Here is a 21,380-nt window from a genome sequence, read left to right as displayed (position 1 = left end):
ATGAGGAAGCAGACCGACCTGGATCACGGCCCCGGCCCGACAATCCGACCGCTGGCGTTGAACGTCGTCGCGGGGGGCGCGGGCTTCATCGGATCGCATCTGTGCCGCGCGCTGCTGGAAAAGGGGGAATCCGTCCTTTGCCTGGACAACCTGCAAACCTCGCGGGCTTCGAACCTGCGGGCGTTGGAAGGCCATCCCCGTTTCCGCTTCATGCGCCACGACATCAGCCAGCCGCTGCCCGCCGAATTGACGCGGATGGCGCCACGCATCACCCGCGTCTGGAATCTCGCCTGTGCCGCCTCGCCCCCGCTGTATCAGCAGAACCCCGAACACACGATGATGACGAATGTCGTGGGCACCAACCACCTGCTGCACCTGGCCGAGGCCGCAAAGGCGCGCTTCCTGCTGACCTCGACCAGCGAGGTGTATGGCGACCCCGAGATCCACCCGCAGGCCGAGGATTACCGCGGCCATGTCAGCTGCACCGGACCCCGCGCCTGCTATGACGAAGGCAAGCGCGCGGCCGAGGCGCTGGCCTTCGACTATGGCCGCGCGGGCCGTACGCAGGTGCGCGTCGCGCGCATCTTCAACACCTATGGTCCGAATATGGACCCCAACGACGGGCGGGTGGTATCGAACCTGATCTGTCAGGCGCTGCGCGGCGACGAACTGACCATCTATGGAGACGGCAGCCAGACGCGCAGCTTCTGCTATGTCTCGGACATGGTGGCCGGACTGATGGCATTGATGGAGGCCGATATCGACGGGTCCGATCCGGTGAATCTGGGCAACCCCGACGAGATGACGGTGAACGAGTTGCTGGGCCATGTCCTGGCGCTGACGGGCACAGCCGCTCGCGTGGTGCATCGCCCCCTGCCTGTGGACGATCCCCGCCGCCGGCGCCCCGATATCAGCCGCGCGAACGAGGTGCTGGGCTGGGCGCCCAAGGTTCCGCTGGCCGAAGGGTTGGAGGCGACCTGCGCCTGGTTCGCGGCGGAACTCGCGGCGGCCAAGCCTGCTGCGGCCGGATTCGCAGGCTAGGACCGACATGCGCGCGCGGCCGCCTGGGGCCAGCAGCACAGGTCCGGGGTCGGCGCCGTGACGACCGGCGATCCCTGGACCTGCGCCATGCGGCGCGGCGATTTTCCGGCCGCCTGGACCATCGCGGCCCATGCGCTGACGCGGTGCGATCCGACGACGCGGGATGATCCGGCTTTGCCCTATCATCTGCGATGGGTGTGGGACGGCCGGCCTTTCCGGGACCGGGATGTGCTGGTCCGCTGCTATCACGGGCTGGGCGACACGCTGATGTTCTCGCGCTTCCTGCCGCTGCTGGCGCAACGCGCGGCGCGCGTCACGGTCGAGATGCAGCCGCATCTTCTGCCCCTGTTCCGGGGCTTCCCCGGCATCCACCGGCTGGTCCCCTTCGACGCGGCCCACCCCCTGCCGCCGCAGGACTGCGACATCGAGATCATGGAACTGCCGCTTGCCCTGCGGACGGGGCCTGCGGACGCGCCCATGCCCCGGTTGGGCATCGCGCCGGCGGCGCTGCCTCGGGGCACGGTGGGGCTGTGCTGGGGCGCGGGCGACTGGGACGCCGCGCGGTCCGTGCCCGAGGCGATGTTCGCCCCCTTCTGCTCCGGTCCCGCGCTGTCGCTGATGCCGGGACCGACCGCGCTGCCGGTGCTGAACCCGCAGGGCTGCCCGCTGGACATGGTGCGGACCGCCCAGCTTGTCGCCGGGTCGGGTCTTGTCGTCACGGTGGATACGATGATCGCCCATCTGGCCGGGATGCTGGGACGGCCCGTCTGGCTGCTGGTCAAGCACGACCCCGACTGGCGCTGGCCGGTCGAGACCCCCTTCACGCCCTGGTATCCCACCATGCGCGTCTGGCGCCAGCCCGCGCCCGGCGACTGGGCCGCCGTCCTGGGCCATGTCGCGGATGCCCTGGAGCGACTGCGCCGATTGCAGCCCGCGGAAGGAACGACATGACTTCGGATGATCGCCCCGCGCCGCTTGCCCCCGTGTCCTGGGGCGAGCTTCTGGACAAGATCACCATCCTGGAGATCAAGGCCCATCGCATCGCCGATCCCGCCGCCCGCGCCAATGTGGACCGCGAGCTTGCCTTGCTGCGCGATATCGCGGCACCCGTCCTTTCGCAGCCGGGCCTCGCGGATCTGATCGCCGGCCTGCGGCGTGTGAACCTGGCCCTGTGGACGGTCGAGGACGACATTCGCGCCAAAGAGGCCGCCGCCCAATTCGATGCCGAGTTCATCGGGCTGGCGCGCTCGGTCTATCTGACGAACGACGAAAGGGCTGCGCTGAAGCGCCAGATCAACGCCCTGCTGCGTTCCGAACTGGTCGAGGAGAAATACCACTCGGCAGGTTCCCGTTAACGGCCTTCAGCCGAGGGCGATGCCGGCGCCTTGGGAGGTGGCAGCGACGCCTGGCCGATTATCGATGACACCGCCTTGCCCAAGGGGCGTGCCTCTGTCGCACCGCGTGCTCCGCAAGGCAATCAAGAGCCGAGCGTCACTCCCGTCTGGCCGCGTGGCAGGATCGCACCGCCCCGATCCTGACCCGTATCGACGACCGGCTTGCCCACCACCGCTCCCGCGCTTCAGAAAAGTCACCTTTGGCAAGGCGCGCCCGGTCCGGCGGTTCAGGTGGAAATGCCCCGGCGTGGAAGGCGACGGCCTTCGCCAATTCGGCGCTTCAGGCGGTCGCCACCGCCTCGCGCACCAACGCCCCGCGATACCCGATCACCTTGCGGCTGAGGGCGTGGCCCGCCGCGATGGCCGCCGCGCAATCGGCGCCCGTCAGCCAGGCCGCCAGATAGCCCGCGTTGAAGCTGTCACCCGCCGCCGTGCTGTCCACGGGCGTTTCAGGCTCAAGGTCGGTCGCGGTCCCGCACCCGTCCCGCCCGCCGAAGCGGATCGGCCCGCCGCCGTTCTTCACCACCACCTGCCCCGCCCCAAGCGCCAGATAGCGCGCGACCGTCGCCTGCGGGTCGGCATCGCCGAAATGCGCGGCCTCGTCATCGAACGAAGGCAGGACCAGATCGGCCCCCGCCGCCGCCTTGCTGATGCCTTGCCGCATCGTCGCCGCATCTTCCCACAGACGCGGGCGCAGGTTCGGGTCGAAGACGATCCGCGCCCCGGAAGCCCGCGCGCGTGCCAGGGCAGCCAGCAGGTTCGCACGCCCCTGGGGCGACAGGATCGCCACGGTGATCCCCGAGAAATAGGCGACCGTCGCGCCCTCCAGCGCGGCGTCCAGGGCTGCCGGATCGTCCGCCAGCCGCCGGGCCGCCGATGTGTCGCGCCAATAGGCGAAGCTGCGTTCGCCATCCTTCAGGCTGATCGCGTAAAGGCCGATCTCGCGGTCGGGGTCGCGCCCGATATGGGCCGTGCCGATCCCCTCGGCCGCCAGGAAATCCAGCATCCGCTGGGAAAAGGCCCCGGTGCCAACGCGGGTCAGGTAATCGACCCGCCCATCCGCCCCCAGCAGGCGGCGCAGATACCAGGCGGTGTTCAGCGTGTCGCCCGCGATCCCCAGCCGCCACAGGCCCGGCTGGTCCGACTGGCCCAGTTCGACCATGGCCTCGCCGATGGACAGGATCCGCATCAGGCGGCCCGGTGATTGCGCGACAGCGCAAGTTCCACGCCCCGCAGTTCCGCCAGACCCTTCAGCCGCCCGATGGCGGGATAGCCCGGCTGGCCGCCGCGTCCGATGTCGTCCAGGATGTCCTGGCCGTGGTCGGGGCGCATGGGTATGCGCCAGTCGTCGCGCCCGGCGGTGCGGCGGCGGGCCTCCTCGGCCAGGATGGCGTCGATCAGGGCCACCATGTCGGTCTGGCCGGACAGGTGTTCGTCCTCGAAGAAGCTGGCGGGCACGGTGTCGCTGTCGCGGCGCACGTTGCGCAGATGCAGGAAATGCACCCGGTCGCCCAGGCGACGCATCATGCCGGGCAGATCATTGTCATGCCGCGCGCCCAAGGATCCCGAACACAGCGTGATGCCGTTGGCAGGCAGATCCACCGCCGCCATGCGTTCGGCGAAATCGGCCTCGGTCGACATCACGCGGGGCAGGCCCAGCAGCGGAAAGGGCGGGTCGTCGGGATGGCAGCACAGCCGCATCCCCAGATCCTGCGCGACCGGGGCCACCTGTTCCAGGAAGTCGTGGAAATGGCGGCGCAGCACCGCGTCCGTTACCGGGGCGTAGGTTTGCAGCAGGTCGCGCACGTCGGCCATGGTCAGATGCTCGGCCGCGCCGGGCAGGCCGAAAACCACATTGCCCGCAAGCTGCTGGCGGGTCGCATCGTCCATGTCGGCAAAGCGGCGGGCGGCGGCGTCCCGCACGTCTTCCGGGAAATCCTGCGCGGCGCCGGGGCGTTCAAGAATGTGGATGTCGAAGGCCGCGAAGTCGATCAGGTCGAACCTCATGCAGCGGGCGCCGTTGGGACGGCGCCATTCCAGGTCGGTGCGCGTCCAGTCCAGCACCGGCATGAAGTTATAGCAGATCACCCGAATCCCCGCCGCGCGCAGGTTGCGCATCGACGCGATCCAGTTCGAGACATGGTCCCGCCAGTCGCCGGTCTGGGTCTTGATCTGTTCGCTGACCGGCAGGCTCTCGACCATCTCCCATTCCAGGCCCGAGGGCGCGCCGTCGCGCATCGCGGCAAGCTGGGCCTGGCGCAGCGCGATCTGTTCGGGCGACCAGATCTCGCCCGTGGGAAGATGATGCAGCGCCGTCACGACGCCCTGGACGCCCGCTTGCAGCATGTCGTCCACCGACACGCGGTCGTTCGGACCGAACCAACGCCAGGTGTGTCGCATCGCGGGCTCCTTATGCGGTGAAATAGTCGGGCTGGGCCGCCGCCATCTGCGGCACCTCGGTCAGCATCTGGCGCAGATGGGTGCGCATCGCGCCTTCCGCCGCGTCCGCGTCGCCCTGGCGCAGGGCGTCCAGGATCGCCTGGTGCTGGCCGATGGTGAAGCTGCGGTCGAAGGCGCGCATCGACAGGTGCCGCAGCCGGTTCATCTGCGCCTTCAGCCGCTCCAGGTCGGCCCAGACGGCATCCTGACCGGCGGCAAGCGCCAGCATGTGGTGGAAACGGTCGTCGGATTCGATGAAATCCTCGACCGAACCGGCGGTGTCGGCGTGATGCTGGCGGGCGATCTCGTCCGCCATGCGGTCGAGGATCTCGGCGGGGCGGGCCTTTGCCACGATGCGGGCCAGGTCGGCCTCGACCGCCTCGCGGATGAAACGGGCGGACAGAACCGCCTGGACCGAGATCTTGCTGATATAGGTGCCGCGCTGCGGACGGACCTCGGCCAGGCCGTCGCTGGCCAGGCGGATGAAGGCTTCGCGCACCGGCTGGCGGCTGATGCCGATGGCGGCGGCGACCTCGGTTTCGCTGATGCGCATTCCGGGCGGCAGGTCGCCTTGCTGCACGCGCTTGCGCAGCCAGTCGTGGACCTGGGCCGAGGTGCTGGGCGCGATGGTGATCCGGGCAATGTCCATGATGCCTCCTGCGGCCTTATTATACCATACTTCCATACCAGTGAAGCGAATTGTCGTGGGCGCGTTGGGGAACGCGCTTTCTCAGGGGTTCGGCGCCTCGGTGGGCATCGGGGGCGCGTCGGCTTGGCCCTCGGGGGCGGGGCCGCTTTCGACCAGGCGGTTCTGGTCCCATTCGCCGGATGCCACCTCGCCGCTGGCATACCGCATCACGCCCTGCCCCTGGCGCTTGCCCGCGACGAAATTCCCCTCATAGCGGTCGCCGCTGGCATAGGTGGCGACCCCGGTGCCGTCGATCTCTCCGGCTTTCCAGCCGCCTTCATAGGAAAAGCCGTCCGGCGTGGTCAGCTTGCCCTGGCCTTCGCGCAGGCCGTTGACGAAGCTGCCGGTATAGACGGTGCCGTCGGCATAGGTGGCCTGGCCTTCGCCATGGCGCTGACCGTCGGCCCAGGCGCCGGTATAGACATAGCCGTCGGGATAGGTCATCCGGCCCTGCCCGTGATTGCGGGCGTTACGGAAGCCGCCCTCATAGACCATGCCGTTGGCATAGGTGGCCTTGCCCTCGCCCTGGATCACGCCGGCGGCCCATTGCCCCTCATAGGTGGCGCCGTCGGGATAGGTGATCTTGCCGGTGCCGTCGGGGCGGTCGGCCTTCATCTGGCCGCGATAGACCGACCCGTCGGGATAGGTGATCTGACCCTGCCCCTCCATCCGGCCGTCGACCCATTGGCCGGTATAGACATAGCCGTCGGTCCCGGTGAAGGTGCCCTGGCCGTGTCGCCGGTCGGACTTGAATTCGCCGTCATAGACATCGCCGTTGGCATAGGTGGCGACCCCCCGGCCCTCGCGGCGGCCGTTCAGCATCTGGCCTTCGTAGCGGTCGCCCGATCCCTGGACCAGAATGCCCGTGCCCGACATCTGCCCCGCCGACCAGATGCCGTCATAGACGAGGCCGTCCGCCATCGTCAGCCTGCCCTTGCCCGCCCGCTGCCCGGCCAGCATCCCGCCCTCGTAGACCGCGCCGTCGGGATAGGTGATCCTGCCCTGGCCTTCCTTGACCCCGGCGTTCCAGTCGCCTTCGTAACGATAGCCGTTCGGCTGGGTCAGCACGCCCTTGCCCTGGTGCAGCCCCTTGACGAAATCGCCCACATAGACCGACCCGTTGGCATAGCGCGCCTCGCCCTTGCCGGTGATCTCTCCGGCAACCCAGTCGCCCTTGTAGGTGCCGCCGTCGGCATAGGTGATGGTGCCGCTGCCGTTGGGCTTGCCTTCGGCGAACTGGCCTTCATAGACCGACCCGTTGGGGAATGTGGCGCGGCCCTGGCCCAGGATCTCGCCTTCCACCCAGTCGCCTTCATAGCGATAGCCGTTCGGCAGGGTATAGCTGCCCTGGCCGTGCTGGCGGCCGTTGCGGAAGGTGCCCTCATAGACGCCGCCGTCGTCGTATTGCTTGGTCACGACCTGCGCGTCCGCCGCCACGGTCCCCGCCAACAGCGCTACAACAGCCGCCCAACTTGCCGCCTTCATCGCCACAATGCCCTTTGTCTTTTGTCCCATGGTCTAGCGCAGCGGAACCGCATGCGCAAAGCCCGACTTTTCCTTGTGCGCGCCATCGCCTATCACGAATGGAAGAAGGACCAGGGGCTGCATCATGACGAACCGTTTCCGTCTGACCATCGGTCAGTTGAATGCCACCGTGGGCGATCTGGACGGCAATGCCGCCAAGGCGCGCGACGCGTGGCAGGCCGCGCGCGACGCGGGCGCCGACATGCTGGCCCTGCCCGAGATGTTCATCACCGGCTATCAGACCCAGGATCTGGTGCTGAAGCCCGCATTCACCCGCCAGGCCGAGGATGCGATCCGCGCCCTGGGTGCCGCCTGCACCGGCGGCCCGGCCATCGGCATCGGCGGGCCCTGGGCCGACCGCGACAAGCTGTACAACGCCTATTGGGTCTTCAAGGACGGCGAGCTGGTGGCCCGCGTCCTGAAGCACCGCCTGCCCCACAAGCAGCTGTTCGACGAATTGCGGCTGTTCGACAGCGGCCCGATCAGCGGTCCCTATGCCGTCGCGGGCGCGCGGATCGGATCGCCCATCTGCGAGGACGGCTGGGCGCCCGACGTGGCCGAGACTTTGGCCGAAACCGGGGCCGAGATCCTGGTGGTGCCGAACGGCTCTCCCTATCACCGCAACAAGCTGGATCTGCGGATGGGCCACATGGTCGGGCGCGTCGTGGAAACCGGGCTGCCGCTGGTCTATGTCAACATGGTCGGCGGCCAGGACGACCAGCTTTACGACGGCGCCAGCTTCGTTCTGAACCCCGGCGGGCACAAGGTCGTGCAACTGCCGCCCTTTGTCGAAACGCTGGCGCATGTCGACTTTACCCTGACCGGCGACGGCTGGCGGGCCGAGCCGGGCGAGATGGCGCCCCAGCCCGACGAATGGGAACAGGATTACCAGGCGATGATGCTGGGCCTGCGCGAATACCTGCGCAAGTCCGGGTTCTCGAAGGTCGTGCTGGGCCTGTCGGGCGGGGTGGATTCCGCGCTTGTGGCGACCATCGCGGCGGATGCCGTCGGGCCGCAGAACGTGCATTGCGTGATGCTGCCCAGCGAATACACGTCCCAGGCCAGCCTGGACGATGCCGCCGATTGCGCGGCGCGGCTGGGCGCGCGGCTGGACACGGTGCGCATCGACGGCGCGCGCGACGCGGTGGGGGCCGCCCTGGCGCATCTGATGGAAGGCACCGAACCCGACATCACCGAGGAAAACATCCAGTCCCGCCTGCGCGGCGTGATGCTGATGGCGATTTCCAACAAGTTCGGGGGCATGCTGCTGACCACCGGCAACAAGTCCGAGGTGGGCGTGGGCTATGCCACGATCTATGGCGACATGGCCGGCGGCTATAACCCGATCAAGGATCTGTACAAGACCCGCGTGTTCGAAACCTGCCGCTGGCGCAACGCCAATCACCGCGACTGGATGATGGGACCGGCGGGCGAAGTGATCCCGCCGCAGATCATCAGCAAGCCCCCGTCGGCCGAGCTGCGCCCCGACCAGGTGGACCAGGATTCCCTGCCCCCCTACGAGGTTCTGGACGCGATCCTGGACGGGCTGGTCGAACGGGATCTGTCGCTGGCCGACCTGGTGGGTCAGGGCTTCGACGCCGAGACGGTGCGAAAGGTCGAACGCCTGCTGTATGGCAGCGAATGGAAACGCTATCAGGCCGCGCCCGGCCCGCGCATCTCGACCAAGGCGTTCTGGCTGGACCGCCGCTATCCGCTGGTGAACCGCTGGCGCGACAAGCTGTAGGCTAACCGAGCAGGTCTCGGCCTGCCATGTCGATGAAGGCCTCCTGGTTGCGCCCGACATTGTGGACGAAGATCGTGTCCGCGCCCAGATCGGCCAGCGCCGCCAGGTCGGCCCGGTGCAGCCCCGGATCGGCCGAGACGCGCACCGCCCGCCCGATCCGGTCGGGACCGACGAACTGGCCCAGCAGGTCGAAATCCGACGGGCGGCGGATGTCCCAGTTGATTTCTCCGCCGATCGCCACGGGCGCCCATTGGTCCAAGGCGTTGGCCATGGCCTGATCCTGCGTGTCGGCCCACGAGATCGCGTGCTGGATGTGGACTGGCTTGCCCGCGCCGCCGCCCTCGCGGAAGGCGTCGATCACGCGGGCGACCTGGACCGGATCGCCGCCCAGGGTCAGCAGCCCTTCGGCCCAGCCGCCCAGAAAACGCGCCGTCTCGGGCGTCGCCGCGGCCCCGAACAGCGGCGGCGGCGTATCGGGCAGCGACCACAGCCGCGCCTCGACCACGGTGACGCGGCCGCGATGGGTGACGGTCCGGCCGCGCAGCAGGGCGTGCATCACGTCGAAGCATTCCCGCAGCCGGGCGTTGCGTTCGGGCTTGTCCGGCCAGGCCGCGCCGGTCACACCTTCGTTCAGCGCCTCTCCGGTGCCGATGGCCAGCCAGAAGCGTCCCGGAAACATCTGCGCCAGCGTCGCCGCCGCCTGGGCCATCACCGCCGGGTGATAGCGGTATCCCGGCGCGGCGATATTGCCGAAGGGCACCGTCGTCCCGGCCATCGCCGCGCCCAGCCAGGCCCAGGCATGGCCGGAATGGCCTTGCCGTTCGCTCCATGGCTGAAGGTGGTCGGAACACTTGATCGCGGCAAAGCCCGCCGCCTCGGCTCGGATCGCCAGGTCGCGCAGGGTCCGGGGGTCGTATTGCTCATGCGAGGCGTGGTATCCGATATGCGTCATGGGTCGCCCTTGTCATCCCTGCCCTGCGGGAAGCCGGGCGCAGGGCCGAAAGTTCCCTTTGGGAACAATCCCCCGGCATTGCGACTTGCGCTGTGACATCAGCCAGCGGGGATGCGGACATGAGCGAGGCGGACGAATGGTGGAAGAACGCCGTCATCTATGGCATCGACGTGGAACGCTTCTGCGACAGCGACGGCGACGGGGTGGGCGATTTCGCCGGGCTGACCGGCAAGCTGGACCACCTGACCCGGCTGGGCGTGACCTGCGTCTGGCTGCTGCCGTTCTTCCCGTCCACGAACCGCGACAACGGCTATGACATCACCGATTACCTTCAGGTCGATCCGCGCTACGGCAGCTTCGACGACTTCCTGGACTTCGTGGTCCAGGCCGGCGCCCGAGGGATCCGCGTCATCCTGGATCTGGTGGCGCAGCATACCTCGGACCGGCATCCCTGGTTCCTGTCGGCCCGCCACGACGCCAGGTCGCCCTTTCGGGACTATTATGTCTGGACCGACCATCCGCCCCGGCCCGCCCCCGGACGCGGGCCGATGTTTCCGGGGCAGGAGGATTCGACCTGGACCCATGACCCCGTGGCGCAGCAATATTACTATCACCGCTTCTATCACTTCCAGCCCAGCCTGAACCACGAAAACCCCGCCGTCTGGACCGAACTGGAACGCATCATCGACTTCTGGATGAGCTTCGGCATCGCCGGCTTCCGCATCGACGCCGCGGCCCACATGATCGAAAAGCCGCTGGATCCCCAAGGCGGCAAGGACCGCGAACACCGGGTGCTGCGCGACATCTTCCGCCATGTCACCGCCCGCATCCCCGACGCCCTGATCATGTCCGAGGTGGACGAGGACGAATCGGTACTGCCCGAATTCTTCGACGGCCGGCAGATGAACGCGATGCTGAACTTTTCGCTGAACAACCACCTGCTGCACGCCCTGGCCGTGGGTCGCGCCCGGCCGCTGCTGGACGGGCTGGCCCGCCTGCCGCCGCCGCCCGACAACGGCGTCTGGGCCAATTTCCTGCGCAACCTGGACGAGGCCGACCTGGAGCGGCTGGATCCCGGCGCCTATGACGAAACCGTCGCCGCCCTTGGCCCCGACAAGGACATGCGCATCTTCGGACGCGGGCTGCGCCGCAGGCTGGCGCCGATGCTGGGCGGCGACGGTCCCCGGCTGCGGATGTCGCTCAGCCTGCTGTTCGCGATGCCGGGCGCGCCGCTGATCTGCTATGGCGATGAGATCGGCATGGGCGAGGATCTGTCCCAGCCGGGGCGCAACGCCGTGCGCAGCCCGATGCAATGGTCAAAAGGCCGCAACGGCGGCTTTTCCACCGCCGCCAAGTCGCGGCTGACGCAGCCCGTCGTGACCGGCGCCTTCGGCCCGGACGGGGTGAATGCCGACGACCAGTGGCAGGACGACGGATCGCTGTTGAACCATGTCGCGCGGCTGGCGGCGATCCGGCTGGAACACCCCGCGATCGGGCGGCGCGAATGCCGCCCCATCGGCGATGCGCCGGACGGCGTGGTCGCGCTGCGCTATGGCGGCGCCGACCATGACCTGGTGATCCTGCACAACCTGTCCGACAAGCCCGCGCGGCTGGATCTGGACCTGGGCGCGACATGCCGGGGCCAGGCCGTCGCCCTTCTGGGCGAGGCTTTGGACACTCAGGACGGCCGCCTGAGGATCACCCTGCCCGGATATGATTCCCGCTGGTCGAAATGGCCGCATTGAGGCAGTGTCGCCTTGGCCCGCAGGACATGAAAGGACATCCCATGACCATCCGCGCCGTCGGAACCCATGCCGCCGACCAGCCCCTTGGTCCGCTGCAAATCGCCCGCCGCGTTCCCGGCCCGCATGACCTGCGCATCGAGATCGCCTTCTGCGGCATCTGCCATTCGGACCTGCATCAGGTGCGCAGCGAATGGGCGGGGACGCTGTACCCTTGCGTGCCGGGCCACGAGATCGTGGGCCGCGTGACCGAGGTCGGCGCCCATGTCACCGCATACAAACCGGGCGACCTGGTGGGCGTCGGCTGCATCGTCGACAGCTGCCGGGACTGCCCCGACTGCGCCGCGGGGCTGGAGAATTACTGCGACGGCATGGTCGGCACCTATAACGGCCCCACCTCCGACGCGCCGGGCCATACGCTGGGCGGCTATTCCCAGGCCATCGTCGTCCATGAACGCTATGTCCTGAAGATTACCCATCCCGAGGACCAGTTGGCCGCCGTGGCTCCGCTGCTCTGCGCGGGGATCACGACCTATTCGCCGCTGCGCCACTGGGGCGCGGGACCGGGCAAGAAGGTGGGCGTCGTCGGCATTGGCGGGCTGGGCCATATGGGCATCAAGCTGGCCCATGCGATGGGCGCGCATGTGGTGGCCTTCACCACCTCGCCCGAGAAGGTCGCGGATGCCAAGGCGCTTGGCGCCGATGAGGCGGTGGTATCGCGGAATGCCGAGGAGATGGCGGCCCATGCGCAAAGCTTCGACCTGATCCTGAACACCGTCGCCGCGCCCCACGACCTGGACGCCTTCCTGGCGCTGCTGAAGCGCGACGGCACCATGACGCTGGTCGGCGCGCCCGCTGTGCCGCACCCCTCGCCCAACGTCTTCAACCTGATCATGCGCCGCCGCAGCCTGGCCGGGTCGATGATCGGCGGCATCCCCGAGACGCAGGAGATGCTGGATTTCTGCGCCGCCCACGGCATCGTGGCCGAGATCGAGATGATCCGCGCCGACCAGATCGAACAGGCCTATGAACGGATGCTGAAGGGCGACGTGAAGTACCGCTTCGTCATGGACATCGCCACCATGGCCTGATGCCGCCCCGCCGGGCGCGCGCACCAAAGGTCGAAGGCGTCATCGGAGGGGATGCCGCGAAAGCCGCAGGTGCCGAGTGACCAGCCCGGCGCCTCAGGACGTCGCCTGGTCCATCAGGCGGCGCGCCCACATCCCCGAAGCCCAGGCGGCAGGGATCCCCAGCGGGATCGCGGCCAGAACCGACGTCTCGGGCGACAGCGCGGGCAGGCCCACGGCCTGGCCCAGCAGCCCCAGCATGAACAGGTTGATCGCCACCGCCCCCGCCGCGAAGACATAGAGCAACAGCGCGAGTTTCCAGACCGGCCAGCGATCGTCCATGGTCGTTTCCCTTTCGACACCCTGTCTTCATCCTGCACGAATTTAATGCGGCTTCTTTGACTTTGGACAAGGATCGCCCCGCCCCGAGCGACGATGGTGCACCCATCGCAACACTATCGGGAGATCCTCGCCATGCGCGAAGTCCTGACAAAGAGCATGGCCCGGAATATCTTTTACGGCGGGTCGCTGTTCTTTATCCTTATCTTCATCGGCCTGTTCGTCCATGGCCACTGGTACATCGTCAACGTCTCGACCGACAAGGAAACGCTGACCGAGAGCGTCGCCCACGGCAAGCATGTCTGGGAAGCCAAGGCCTGCGTGAACTGCCATTCGATCCTGGGCGAGGGCGCCTATTTCGCGCCCGAGGTCGGCAATGTCATGGCCCGCTGGGGCGTCCAGGACGATCCCGAGGCCGCCTTCGAAACGCTGAAAGGCTGGATGGAAGCCCAGCCCTCGGGCGTCGAGGGGCGCCGCCAGATGCCGCAGTTCAACCTCTCGGACGAGGATATTCGCGGCCTGTCCGATTTCCTGCTGTGGACCAGCAAGATCAACACCCAGAACTGGCCGCCCAACGACGCCGGTTGAGCAGGAGTGAACATCATGAAATATCAATCGCAAAGAGTCGCCCTGGCGTATATCTACGTCGCCCTGATCCTGTTCGCCGTCCAGGTGACGATGGGCCTGGTGATCGGCTATATCTACGTCAACCCGAACTTCCTGTCGGAAACCCTGCCCTTCAGCATCGGCCGGATGCTGCACACCAACTCGCTGATCGTGTGGCTGCTGACCGGGTTCTTCGGCGCCGCCTATTTCCTGATCCCCGAGGAGGCCGAGCGGGAAATCCATTCGGTGAAGGCCGCCTATCTTCAGCTGGCCATCCTGGTGCTGGGCACGGCGGGCGTGGTCGTCACCTATTTCTTCAACCTGTTCGAGGGCAACTTCCTGCTGGGCCGACAGGGGCGCGAGTTCCTGGAACAGCCGATCTGGGTCAAGGTCGGCATCGTCGTCGCCGCGCTGATCTTCCTGTGGAACGTCACCATGACGGTCCTGAAGGGGCGCAAGACGGTCATCAGCTCGATCCTGCTGATCGGCCTGTGGGGGCTGGCGCTGCTGTTCCTGTTCTCGTTCTACAACCCGTCGAACCTGGCGCTTGACAAGCAATACTGGTGGAACGTCGTCCACCTGTGGGTCGAGGGCGTGTGGGAACTGATCATGGCGTCGATCCTGGGCTTCCTGATGCTGAAGCTGACCGGCGTGGACCGCGAGGTGGTGGAAAAATGGCTGTATGTCATCGTCGCCACCGCGCTGTTTTCCGGCATCCTGGGGACCGGGCACCATTATTACTGGATCGGCCTGCCCTCCTATTGGCAGTGGATCGGCTCGATCTTCTCCAGCTTCGAGGTGGTGCCGTTCTTCGCGATGATGGCATTCGCCTTCGTCATGGTCTGGAAGGGCCGGCGCGACCACCCCAACAAGGCCGCGCTGCTGTGGAGCTTGGGCTGTTCAGTGCTGGCCTTCTTCGGGGCGGGCGTCTGGGGCTTCCTGCACACGCTGCACGGGGTGAACTATTACACCCACGGCACGCAGGTCACGGCGGCGCACGGGCACCTGGCCTTCTATGGCGCCTATGTCTGCCTGAACCTCGCGCTGTTCACCTATGCGCTGCCGATCCTGAAACGGCGCGATCCCTATAACCAGGTGCTGAACATGGCGGCCTTCTGGCTGATGTCGGGCGGGATGCTGTTCATGACCTTCGTGCTGACCTTCGCGGGCACGCTGCAAACCCATCTGCAACGCGTCCTGGGCCAGTACTACATGGAGGTTCAGGACCAGATCGTCCTGTTCTACTGGATGCGCCTGGGCGCCGGGGCGGCTGTGGTCATCGGTTCCTATCTGCTGATCTATTCGCTGCTGATGCCGCGCCGCGAGGTGGTGCGCCCCGGCCCGGTGGAGCGCGACCGCCTGGCCCACAACCCCGACCACATCGCTGCGGAGTGAAACCATGGACGGAACTTTCGATCTGAAGGGGGCCGACGCCCCCTTCTACCTGCCCCAGGGCGACGAATGCGACATCTTTGCCGCCGCCCATGCCAAAGACCTGCCCCTGCTGCTGAAGGGCCCCACAGGCTGCGGCAAGACCCGCTTCGTCGCGCATATGGCGGCGCGGCTGGGGCGGCCGCTTTATACGGTCGCCTGCCACGACGACCTGTCGGCCGCCGACCTGATCGGGCGCTATCTGCTGAAGGGGGGCGAGACCGTCTGGGTGGACGGCCCCCTGACCCGCGCCGTGCGCGAAGGCGCGATCTGCTATCTGGACGAGGTGGTCGAGGCCCGCAAGGACGTGGCCGTGGTCCTGCACCCGCTGACCGACGACCGCCGCATCCTGCCTATCGACCGCACGGGCGAGGAACTGCACGCCGCGCCGGGCTTCATGCTGGTCGCCAGCTACAACCCCGGCTACCAGAACATCATGAAGACGCTGAAGCCCTCCACCCGGCAGCGCTTCCTGTCGCTGGAATTCACCTTCCCCCGGCCCGAACACGAAATCCCCGTGGTGGCGCGCGAAAGCGGCCTGGACCGGGATCGCGTGTCGCTGCTGGTGCGGCTGGCGAACAAGCTGCGCGGGCTGAAGGGCCAGGATCTGGAGGAGGGCGTGTCCACGCGACTGGTCGTCTATGCGGCGACGCTGATCGCGGGCGGCATGGACATGGACCGCGCCATCCGCGCCGCCATGATCGAGCCGCTGACCGACGATGCCGACATCCGCAAGGGCTTGCAGGATCTGGTCGTCGCGGTGCTGGGATAAGACGATGGCCCATCTGGAAATTGCCCCCTGGGAACCCGAGGAAACGGTCGGCAAGCTGTGGCACCTGCTGGCCTCGCGCATGGATCCGCCGCAGTATTTCCCCGACGCCGCCGTGCGCTTCGACGAGATGCGCGGCCGGATCGCCGTGCTGTTCCGCGGCCTGGGGGGCGATGCCGATGTCGAATTGAAGCCGGTGGCGCTGCAATCCAGCCGTCACCGCATTTCCTGGCGCCGCAAGCTGGCCTTCGACGCCGAACATGTCGCCCGCGCCAGCTTCGACGGAGAGGCGCTGCGCCTGCCCGTCGAACTGGGCGTCTTTCCCGACCGGGCCGACAACGAAGCGCTTTATCTGTGGCTGGCCGCCGCCTCTGCCCATGCGCTCGCCTTTGCCGCCGAACCCGACCCGCTGCGGGCCGATCTGGCCGCGATGGCGGCGGGGGTCGCGATGACCCGCGCCACGCTGGAGGCCGCGCCCGGCCTGCGCAGGACGTGGCAGCGGCTGTGCGCCGCCCATCTGGCGCTGCGCCAGCGTCCCGCCCTGCGCGGGACCGAGGCCGCCGTCGAGGGGCTGGTGCGTCACCTGCTGGGCGATCCGACACCGCCCCAGCCCGCGCTGCTGCGGGACTACGCCCGGCCGCCCGCCCCTTGGGCCGCGCCGCGCGGCTATCGCCCCGTCCTGCCGGTGCCGATGTGGCCCGACCTGCGCGGGTTGGGCCGAGGCGTCGCCGACGAGGTCGCGACCGCGCCCACCGACGGCACCCCCGAGGAATCGGGCGACGGCACCGCCCGCAAGACCCGACGGCTCAAGGCCGACCAGGCCGAGCGCAAGGACAGCATCATCCTGTATAAATTCGAGGCGATGCTGACCTGGGCCGAGATGCTGAACATCAACCGCCGGGTCGAGGACGACGATCTGGACAACGCGAAAAAGGCCGCGAACGATCACGAGGAAATCGTGCTGGGCCAGATCAGCAAGGCCCCGGCGACCAAGCTGAAGCTGCATCTGGATCTGGCGCCCGAGGATGTGGACCGCGAACGCGTCGCCGGCCGCTTCACCTATCCCGAATGGGACGCGCGCGGCGGCGTCTGGATGCCCGATCATTGCCGCGTGCTGGCCGCGCCGGTCGAACCCGCGCCCGATTGGGCGGGCGTGACCGACCCCGCCGCCCGCCGCCGGATCGAGGCCGTCAAGCGCCAGTTCCAGGCCCTGCGCCCGGCCAGGCTGATCCGCCACGCCCAGCCCGACGGCGATGACCTGGATCTGGACGCCGCGCTGCGGTCGGTCACCGACCTGCGCGCCACGGGCCGCGGCAGCGACCGGATCTGGCAGCAGTCCCGCCCCGAAAACCGCGATCTGGCGGTGTCGATCCTGCTGGACGTATCGCGGTCGACGGAAAGCGCCGTCACCGGCCGCCCGGTCATCGACATCGCGCGCGAGGCCCTGACCGCGCTGGCCTGGGGGCTGGACGCCTGCGGCGACCGATTCGCGATCCAGGGCTTTTCCTCGTTGAAGCGCGACCGGGTCTGGATCCACGATTGCAAGGCCTTCGCCGAACCGATGGGCCGGACCGTCGAGGCGCGCATCCACGCCCTGCGCCCCGGCTTCTATACCCGGCTGGGCACGGCAATCCGCCACGCCTCGGCGGGGCTGGCCGCCGAAGGCCGGTCGCGGCGGCTGATGATCGTCATCACCGACGGCAAGCCCAACGACCTGGACCATTACGAGGGCCGCCACGGCATCGAGGACAGCGCCATGGCCGTGCGAGAGGCGCGCCGGGCCGGGCACGCGGTCTTCGGCATCACCATCGACCGCGACGCGCAAAGCTGGTTCCCGCGCATCTTCGGACAGGGCGGGTTCTCGGTCATCCGCGATCCCGACCGGCTGACGACCGCGCTGCCGGACATCTATCGCCAACTGGTGATGTGATGGACATCGACGACCTTCCCGGCGAGCTGATCATGTGGATCCTGATCGCGTCGGAACTGCTGGTCTTCGCGGCGGGAATCACGGCGATGATGGCGATGCAACTGACCGATCCGTCCGGCTTCGCCGCCGCGCGCGGGATGCTGGACGGGCGGATGGCGGCCCTGAACACGGTGGTGCTGGTCACCTCGGGCCTGTTCGCGGCCCGCGCCGAACGGGCGGCCGCCAGGGGCAACAGGCAGGCGGCGCGGCTGGCGCTGCTGCCCGCCGCCCTGGGCGGGGTGGTGTTCCTGGCGATCAAGGCGCTGGAATATTCGCGCGACCTGGCTGCTGGTGCCGGGATGGACAGCCATCCCTTCTTCACCTTCTATTTCCTTCTGACCGGCTTTCACGCCGCCCATGTGATCGCGGGCGTCGCCGTGCTGGGGCTGGTCGCGATCCGCGCCCGGCCGGACGGCGTGCAGGCGGGCGCGATGTTCTGGCACATGGTCGATCTGGTCTGGGTGATGATCCTGCCGCCGATCTATCTGATCGGCCCCGCATCATGAGCGCGCCGACCCGCACCTGGCTGATCCTGATCGCGCTGACGGCGGCGACCGTCGCCCTGGCGCCGCTGCCGGGACTGGCGGCGATGGCCGGGCTGCTGGCGGTCGCCTGGTTCAAGGCCCGCGCCATCCTGGGCGGATTCCTGCACCTGCGCGCCGCGCCCGGCTGGCTGCCGGCGCTGACGGTGCCGCTGGCGCTGTGGATGGCGGCGATCTGGGGACTGGCCGCGCTGGCCTTCACATGACCCGGCTGATCGCCCCAAAGGCATCGGCAAGCGCCAGATCCTGCAACCGCGAGACCGAGGAGATCGCCGCGCTCGACTGGTTCACGCGCACGCCCAGTTCGCGCAGCCGGGCGAAGGCGCGCGACAGGCTTTCGGGTTTCATGCCCAGCCGCCCGGCGATCAGCGCCTTGTCATAGGGCAGCACGACGGTCGCGCTTTCCGCGCCCTCGGGGCACAGTTCCAGCAGGAATTCCGCCACCCGCTGCGCCCCGGACCGGGCCTTCAACTGCTCGATCTGTTCGACCAGACCTTGCAGATGCATGAAGGTCGCCGACAGGATGGAAATCGCCGCCTCGGGATGGGTCTTCAGCAGGGTCAGGAAGACCTGCGCGGGAACCGCGATCAGGTCGCAGGCCGTCACCGCCTCGGCCGACACGGGATAGGCCGCCTGGCGCAGCGCGATCGGTTCTCCGAAGCTCTGGCCGCGGGTCATCACGCCCACCACCGCCTCGGCGCCGTTGGGGGCGATCCGGTACAGCTTCATCCAGCCTTCGGCGACGATATGGATGGCGGCGGCGCTGTCGCCATGCTGGAACAGCACCTGGCCACGCCGCAGATGCACGATATGGGCCGCATCCAGCAGCCCCTCGCGCAGTTCGACCGGCAGGGTCGAGAACAGCCGCGACTGGCAGGCGATCTGGCGGTGGGCGGCAGACAGTTTCATGCTCATGGACTGGCCTTTTCCGAAAAAGAGCAAGGCGGGGCAGCCCTGGGCCGCCCCGCCGGGTGGTGGGGGTTACTGGACCTGGGCGATCTCGGCGTCCATGCGCTCGCGCGCCTTTTTCGACATCTTCGCGGTCTTGGCGGCATCCAGGTTCGCGGGTGCGTCGCCCACCTGGATCAGCCCCACCATGCCCATCGCGAAATGCGGCGTGCATTTCACGCCGTAAAGGCCGGGTTCGGTCACGGTCAGCGAATATTCCTCGTTGATCTTGCTTTTGAACGGCTCGACCCCTGCGGGCAGGATCTCCTTGATCGCCTCGACGTTGTGGCTCTTGTCGGTGGGGATGAAGTGGATCACGTCGCCGGGTTGGGCCTTCACGAAGGCGGGTTCGAACACCATCATCCCGGCCTCGCCCTTGTTCATCATGTGGACTTCGTGCTCGGCGGCGAAGGCTGCGCCGGACAGGGCGAAGGTCAGGGCCAAGGCGGGGGCAAGGAAGAGGGCGCGTTTCATGGGTCTTTCTCCTGAAGTCGCGGACCGGGAAACGGTCCGTTGATCAGGGATCTAGGCCCCCGCACCCCCCTGCACTTTGCGAAAACGCAAACAAGGGGCCGTTTAATCCTCGGGGTCGGCGATGCGGGCCAGGCCCTCGGCATCCACCACGGTCAGCTTCTGGCGCCCGCCCTCGACCAGGCCCTGGCTTTCCCACGACGACAAGAGTCGCGAGACGGTATGCAGCGTGGTGCCGGTCATTTCCGCGATGTCCTGGCGGGTGATGGGAAAGTCGATGCGGGTGCCCGCCGCTTCGATCCGGCCCGCCTTTTCGGCCAGCCGCAGGACGGCATGGGCCACGCGGCGCTCGACCTCTTGGGTGGACATCTCGCGCAGGCGGGTATGGGCCTCGTCCAGGCGCTGGCCGATGGTCTGCATGGCGTTGATCGCCAGACGGGGGTTGTTTTCCACCACCGCGTCCCAGTCGGCCATCGGCCAGCCCACCACGATGGATTCGACGGCGGCGCGCGCGGTGCCGGGATAGTCGGGCCGGGCCAGGGCGCGCGCAAAGCCGAACAGGTCGCCCGGATGGACCACGCGGACCATCACCTGCTGGCCGTCGGGCGTCACCTGCGTCACCTTCAGCCGCCCGTGCAGCAGCAGATAGAACGCGACCGCCTCGGCCCCCTGTTCGAAGACCAGCCCCCCCTGCGCCACCCGGCGCGGCGTGGCGCGCGCCATCAGGCGCGCCAGGGCCGCCGGTTCCATTTGCCGGAACAGGGGCAGGTTGCGCACCTGGGATACGTCGATTGCCACGTCTTGCGCCTTCACCTTGGGTTCCTTTGTTAGTGCCGCAAAACGAAGGGGGACGCAAAGCCTTCGGAGGGCCGGGGACGTTCGGTCAGTCGGCGACCTCTCGGACCAGGCGGAAACCCAGGTTGGCGGGGGGCACCCCCACCGAGCAGCCGCCGGATTTGGGATCGCGCACGAAATCGGCGACCGCGGCGCGGTGCAGCCCCTCGACGATGTAGATGCCGCAGATGTCGTCCTGGCGCAGGATCGCGCCCGAGGCGTCCTGGTCGACCCGGCGCAAACAGGTCGAGGTCCATTCCCAGACCGCGCCGCCGATGTCGCGGATGCCTTTCGAGTTGACGTTCAGGCTGCCCACCGGCCGGATTTCGCGGTCCAGTTCGCGGCTGCGGGCCGCATCGGCGGCATATTCCGCCAGCCAGCGGACCGCAGGGTTGTCGGGATCGCTGCGCACGCCCAGGGCGTCGTCGCGAAACATTTCGGCTGCGGCATAGGCCCATTCGACATCGGCGGGCAGGCGCCAGACCTGCCCGGTTTCGGCAGACAGCCATTCGGCATAGGCCACCGCGTCCAGCCAGCTGACCCCCGTCACCGGCAGGTCGGGGCGGTCGACCGGGCCGCCCGGCGCAAGGCAGGCGCCCGCCGCCACGCAATCCAGCCATTGGCCGGTGCTGACGGCGGTTTCCATGATCTCGACGGGGGCGGGGATCCGGGTCATCTGCACCGGCGCATCCGAGGACCGGCCCGCCTGGCGCCAGTCGCCGTCCAGGCGGTGTTCGAAGGGCTGGGGATCCAGCCGCACCATGCGGGGCAGGTCGGGCGCGGGGCGATGATCCAGTGGCCACAGCGACAGGCCAAGCGCGCCGGCGACGGCCCCGGCCAGCAGAACAACGGTGGCGTGCATGTCCTTCGCTCCGGGATT

At 68.1% G+C, this 21,380-nt stretch carries 22 protein-coding genes; 12 read left to right on the top strand and 10 right to left on the bottom strand.

The window, feature by feature from the left end:
• Genes PARHAE_RS00865 through PARHAE_RS00855 form a run of 3 tightly spaced genes read left to right on the top strand, consistent with a single transcriptional unit; the run spans position 1 to position 2,396 of the window.
• Complete coding sequence (locus tag PARHAE_RS00865) at positions 1-1,041, top strand: UDP-glucuronic acid decarboxylase family protein (RefSeq protein ID WP_126152716.1); 1,041 nt, start codon at positions 1-3, stop codon at positions 1,039-1,041.
• Positions 1,042-1,098: 57 nt separating this feature from the next.
• The gene (locus PARHAE_RS00860; protein WP_206436831.1) at positions 1,099-1,992 is read left to right on the top strand and encodes a glycosyltransferase family protein; all 894 of its coding nucleotides are present in this window, start codon (positions 1,099-1,101) and stop codon (positions 1,990-1,992) included.
• Positions 1,989-2,396: a hypothetical protein gene (locus PARHAE_RS00855; protein WP_126152715.1), complete on the top strand. Its 408-nt coding sequence runs from the start codon at positions 1,989-1,991 to the stop codon at positions 2,394-2,396. Before PARHAE_RS00860 ends, PARHAE_RS00855 begins: the two co-directional genes overlap by 4 nt.
• Positions 2,397-2,715: 319 nt before the next feature.
• Here PARHAE_RS00855 and PARHAE_RS00850 read toward each other — a convergent pair whose 3' ends face one another.
• The 4 genes from PARHAE_RS00850 to PARHAE_RS00835 all read right to left on the bottom strand — a co-directional run bounded on the left by PARHAE_RS00850 (position 2,716) and on the right by PARHAE_RS00835 (position 7,047).
• The gene (locus PARHAE_RS00850) at positions 2,716-3,624 is read right to left on the bottom strand and encodes a sugar kinase (RefSeq protein ID WP_126152714.1); all 909 of its coding nucleotides are present in this window, start codon (positions 3,622-3,624) and stop codon (positions 2,716-2,718) included.
• On the bottom strand, positions 3,624-4,835 hold the full coding sequence (gene uxuA, locus PARHAE_RS00845; RefSeq protein ID WP_126152713.1) for a mannonate dehydratase: 1,212 nt from the start codon (positions 4,833-4,835) through the stop codon (positions 3,624-3,626). The genes PARHAE_RS00850 and uxuA overlap by 1 nt, the downstream gene beginning before the upstream one ends.
• A gap of 10 nt (positions 4,836-4,845) precedes the next feature.
• Positions 4,846-5,523 carry a GntR family transcriptional regulator gene (locus PARHAE_RS00840; protein ID WP_126152712.1) on the bottom strand — a complete coding sequence of 226 codons (678 nt, stop codon included), beginning with the start codon at positions 5,521-5,523 and terminating at the stop codon, positions 4,846-4,848.
• A gap of 81 nt (positions 5,524-5,604) precedes the next feature.
• The gene (locus PARHAE_RS00835) at positions 5,605-7,047 is read right to left on the bottom strand and encodes an MORN repeat-containing protein (RefSeq protein ID WP_126152711.1); all 1,443 of its coding nucleotides are present in this window, start codon (positions 7,045-7,047) and stop codon (positions 5,605-5,607) included.
• A 124-nt stretch (positions 7,048-7,171) separates the two neighbouring features.
• Here PARHAE_RS00835 and PARHAE_RS00830 point away from each other — a divergent pair, with 124 nt between their 5' ends.
• The gene (locus tag PARHAE_RS00830) at positions 7,172-8,830 is read left to right on the top strand and encodes an NAD+ synthase (protein WP_126152710.1); all 1,659 of its coding nucleotides are present in this window, start codon (positions 7,172-7,174) and stop codon (positions 8,828-8,830) included.
• Between the two features lies 1 nt (position 8,831).
• Here PARHAE_RS00830 and PARHAE_RS00825 read toward each other — a convergent pair whose 3' ends face one another.
• Positions 8,832-9,782: a TIGR03885 family FMN-dependent LLM class oxidoreductase gene (locus PARHAE_RS00825; RefSeq protein WP_126152709.1), complete on the bottom strand. Its 951-nt coding sequence runs from the start codon at positions 9,780-9,782 to the stop codon at positions 8,832-8,834.
• 119 nt (positions 9,783-9,901) lie between these two features.
• Between PARHAE_RS00825 and PARHAE_RS00820 the strand changes: the two genes are divergently transcribed.
• Both PARHAE_RS00820 and PARHAE_RS00815 read left to right on the top strand, forming a co-directional pair.
• Entirely contained in the window at positions 9,902-11,527 is a 1,626-nt protein-coding gene (locus tag PARHAE_RS00820) for an alpha-amylase family protein (RefSeq protein WP_126152708.1), read from the top strand.
• A gap of 41 nt (positions 11,528-11,568) precedes the next feature.
• Positions 11,569-12,615: an NAD(P)-dependent alcohol dehydrogenase gene (locus PARHAE_RS00815; RefSeq protein WP_126152707.1), complete on the top strand. Its 1,047-nt coding sequence runs from the start codon at positions 11,569-11,571 to the stop codon at positions 12,613-12,615.
• 93 nt (positions 12,616-12,708) lie between these two features.
• Here the strand turns inward: PARHAE_RS00815 and PARHAE_RS00810 are convergent, their stop codons facing one another.
• A complete protein-coding gene (locus tag PARHAE_RS00810; protein ID WP_126152706.1) occupies positions 12,709-12,933 on the bottom strand; it encodes a hypothetical protein in 225 nt (74 codons plus the stop codon).
• A 132-nt stretch (positions 12,934-13,065) separates the two neighbouring features.
• On the opposite strand from PARHAE_RS00810, the gene PARHAE_RS00805 reads away from it, so the two are divergent.
• From PARHAE_RS00805 to PARHAE_RS00780, 6 genes are read left to right on the top strand one after another with little or no spacing between them, the layout of a single operon-like run.
• Positions 13,066-13,518, top strand: a complete 453-nt coding sequence (locus PARHAE_RS00805; protein WP_126152705.1) for a c-type cytochrome — start codon at positions 13,066-13,068, stop codon at positions 13,516-13,518.
• 15 nt (positions 13,519-13,533) lie between these two features.
• Complete coding sequence (locus PARHAE_RS00800; RefSeq protein WP_126152704.1) at positions 13,534-14,931, top strand: cbb3-type cytochrome c oxidase subunit I; 1,398 nt, start codon at positions 13,534-13,536, stop codon at positions 14,929-14,931.
• A gap of 4 nt (positions 14,932-14,935) precedes the next feature.
• Positions 14,936-15,739, top strand: coding sequence for a CbbQ/NirQ/NorQ/GpvN family protein (locus PARHAE_RS00795; protein ID WP_126152703.1), 804 nt, complete (start codon positions 14,936-14,938; stop codon positions 15,737-15,739).
• Between the two features lie 4 nt (positions 15,740-15,743).
• On the top strand, positions 15,744-17,666 hold the full coding sequence (locus tag PARHAE_RS00790; RefSeq protein ID WP_126152702.1) for a nitric oxide reductase activation protein NorD: 1,923 nt from the start codon (positions 15,744-15,746) through the stop codon (positions 17,664-17,666).
• Positions 17,666-18,211, top strand: a complete 546-nt coding sequence (locus PARHAE_RS00785) for a cytochrome c oxidase subunit 3 (RefSeq protein ID WP_126152701.1) — start codon at positions 17,666-17,668, stop codon at positions 18,209-18,211. Before PARHAE_RS00790 ends, PARHAE_RS00785 begins: the two co-directional genes overlap by 1 nt.
• Positions 18,208-18,453 (top strand): cytochrome C oxidase subunit IV family protein, encoded by a 246-nt coding sequence (locus PARHAE_RS00780; protein WP_126152700.1) that lies wholly within the window; start codon positions 18,208-18,210, stop codon positions 18,451-18,453. Before PARHAE_RS00785 ends, PARHAE_RS00780 begins: the two co-directional genes overlap by 4 nt.
• Here PARHAE_RS00780 and PARHAE_RS00775 read toward each other — a convergent pair.
• The 4 genes from PARHAE_RS00775 to PARHAE_RS00760 form a co-directional block, all read right to left on the bottom strand.
• Positions 18,446-19,162, bottom strand: a complete 717-nt coding sequence (locus tag PARHAE_RS00775) for a Crp/Fnr family transcriptional regulator (protein ID WP_126152699.1) — start codon at positions 19,160-19,162, stop codon at positions 18,446-18,448. The two genes, PARHAE_RS00780 and PARHAE_RS00775, sit on opposite strands and share 8 nt — an antisense overlap.
• 66 nt (positions 19,163-19,228) lie before the next feature.
• Entirely contained in the window at positions 19,229-19,669 is a 441-nt protein-coding gene (locus tag PARHAE_RS00770; RefSeq protein ID WP_126152698.1) for a pseudoazurin, read from the bottom strand.
• Positions 19,670-19,771: 102 nt separating this feature from the next.
• Positions 19,772-20,479: a Crp/Fnr family transcriptional regulator gene (locus PARHAE_RS00765; RefSeq protein ID WP_241232616.1), complete on the bottom strand. Its 708-nt coding sequence runs from the start codon at positions 20,477-20,479 to the stop codon at positions 19,772-19,774.
• 70 nt (positions 20,480-20,549) lie between these two features.
• Entirely contained in the window at positions 20,550-21,362 is an 813-nt protein-coding gene (locus PARHAE_RS00760; protein ID WP_126152697.1) for an SUMF1/EgtB/PvdO family nonheme iron enzyme, read from the bottom strand.
• Positions 21,363-21,380 lie beyond the last annotated feature (18 nt).

Source organism: Paracoccus haematequi (assembly GCF_900631945.1).
GTDB lineage: Bacteria > Pseudomonadota > Alphaproteobacteria > Rhodobacterales > Rhodobacteraceae > Paracoccus > Paracoccus haematequi_A.
The sequence above is the reverse complement of the archived record's forward strand: the minus strand, read 5'-3'. Positions and strand labels throughout refer to the sequence as shown.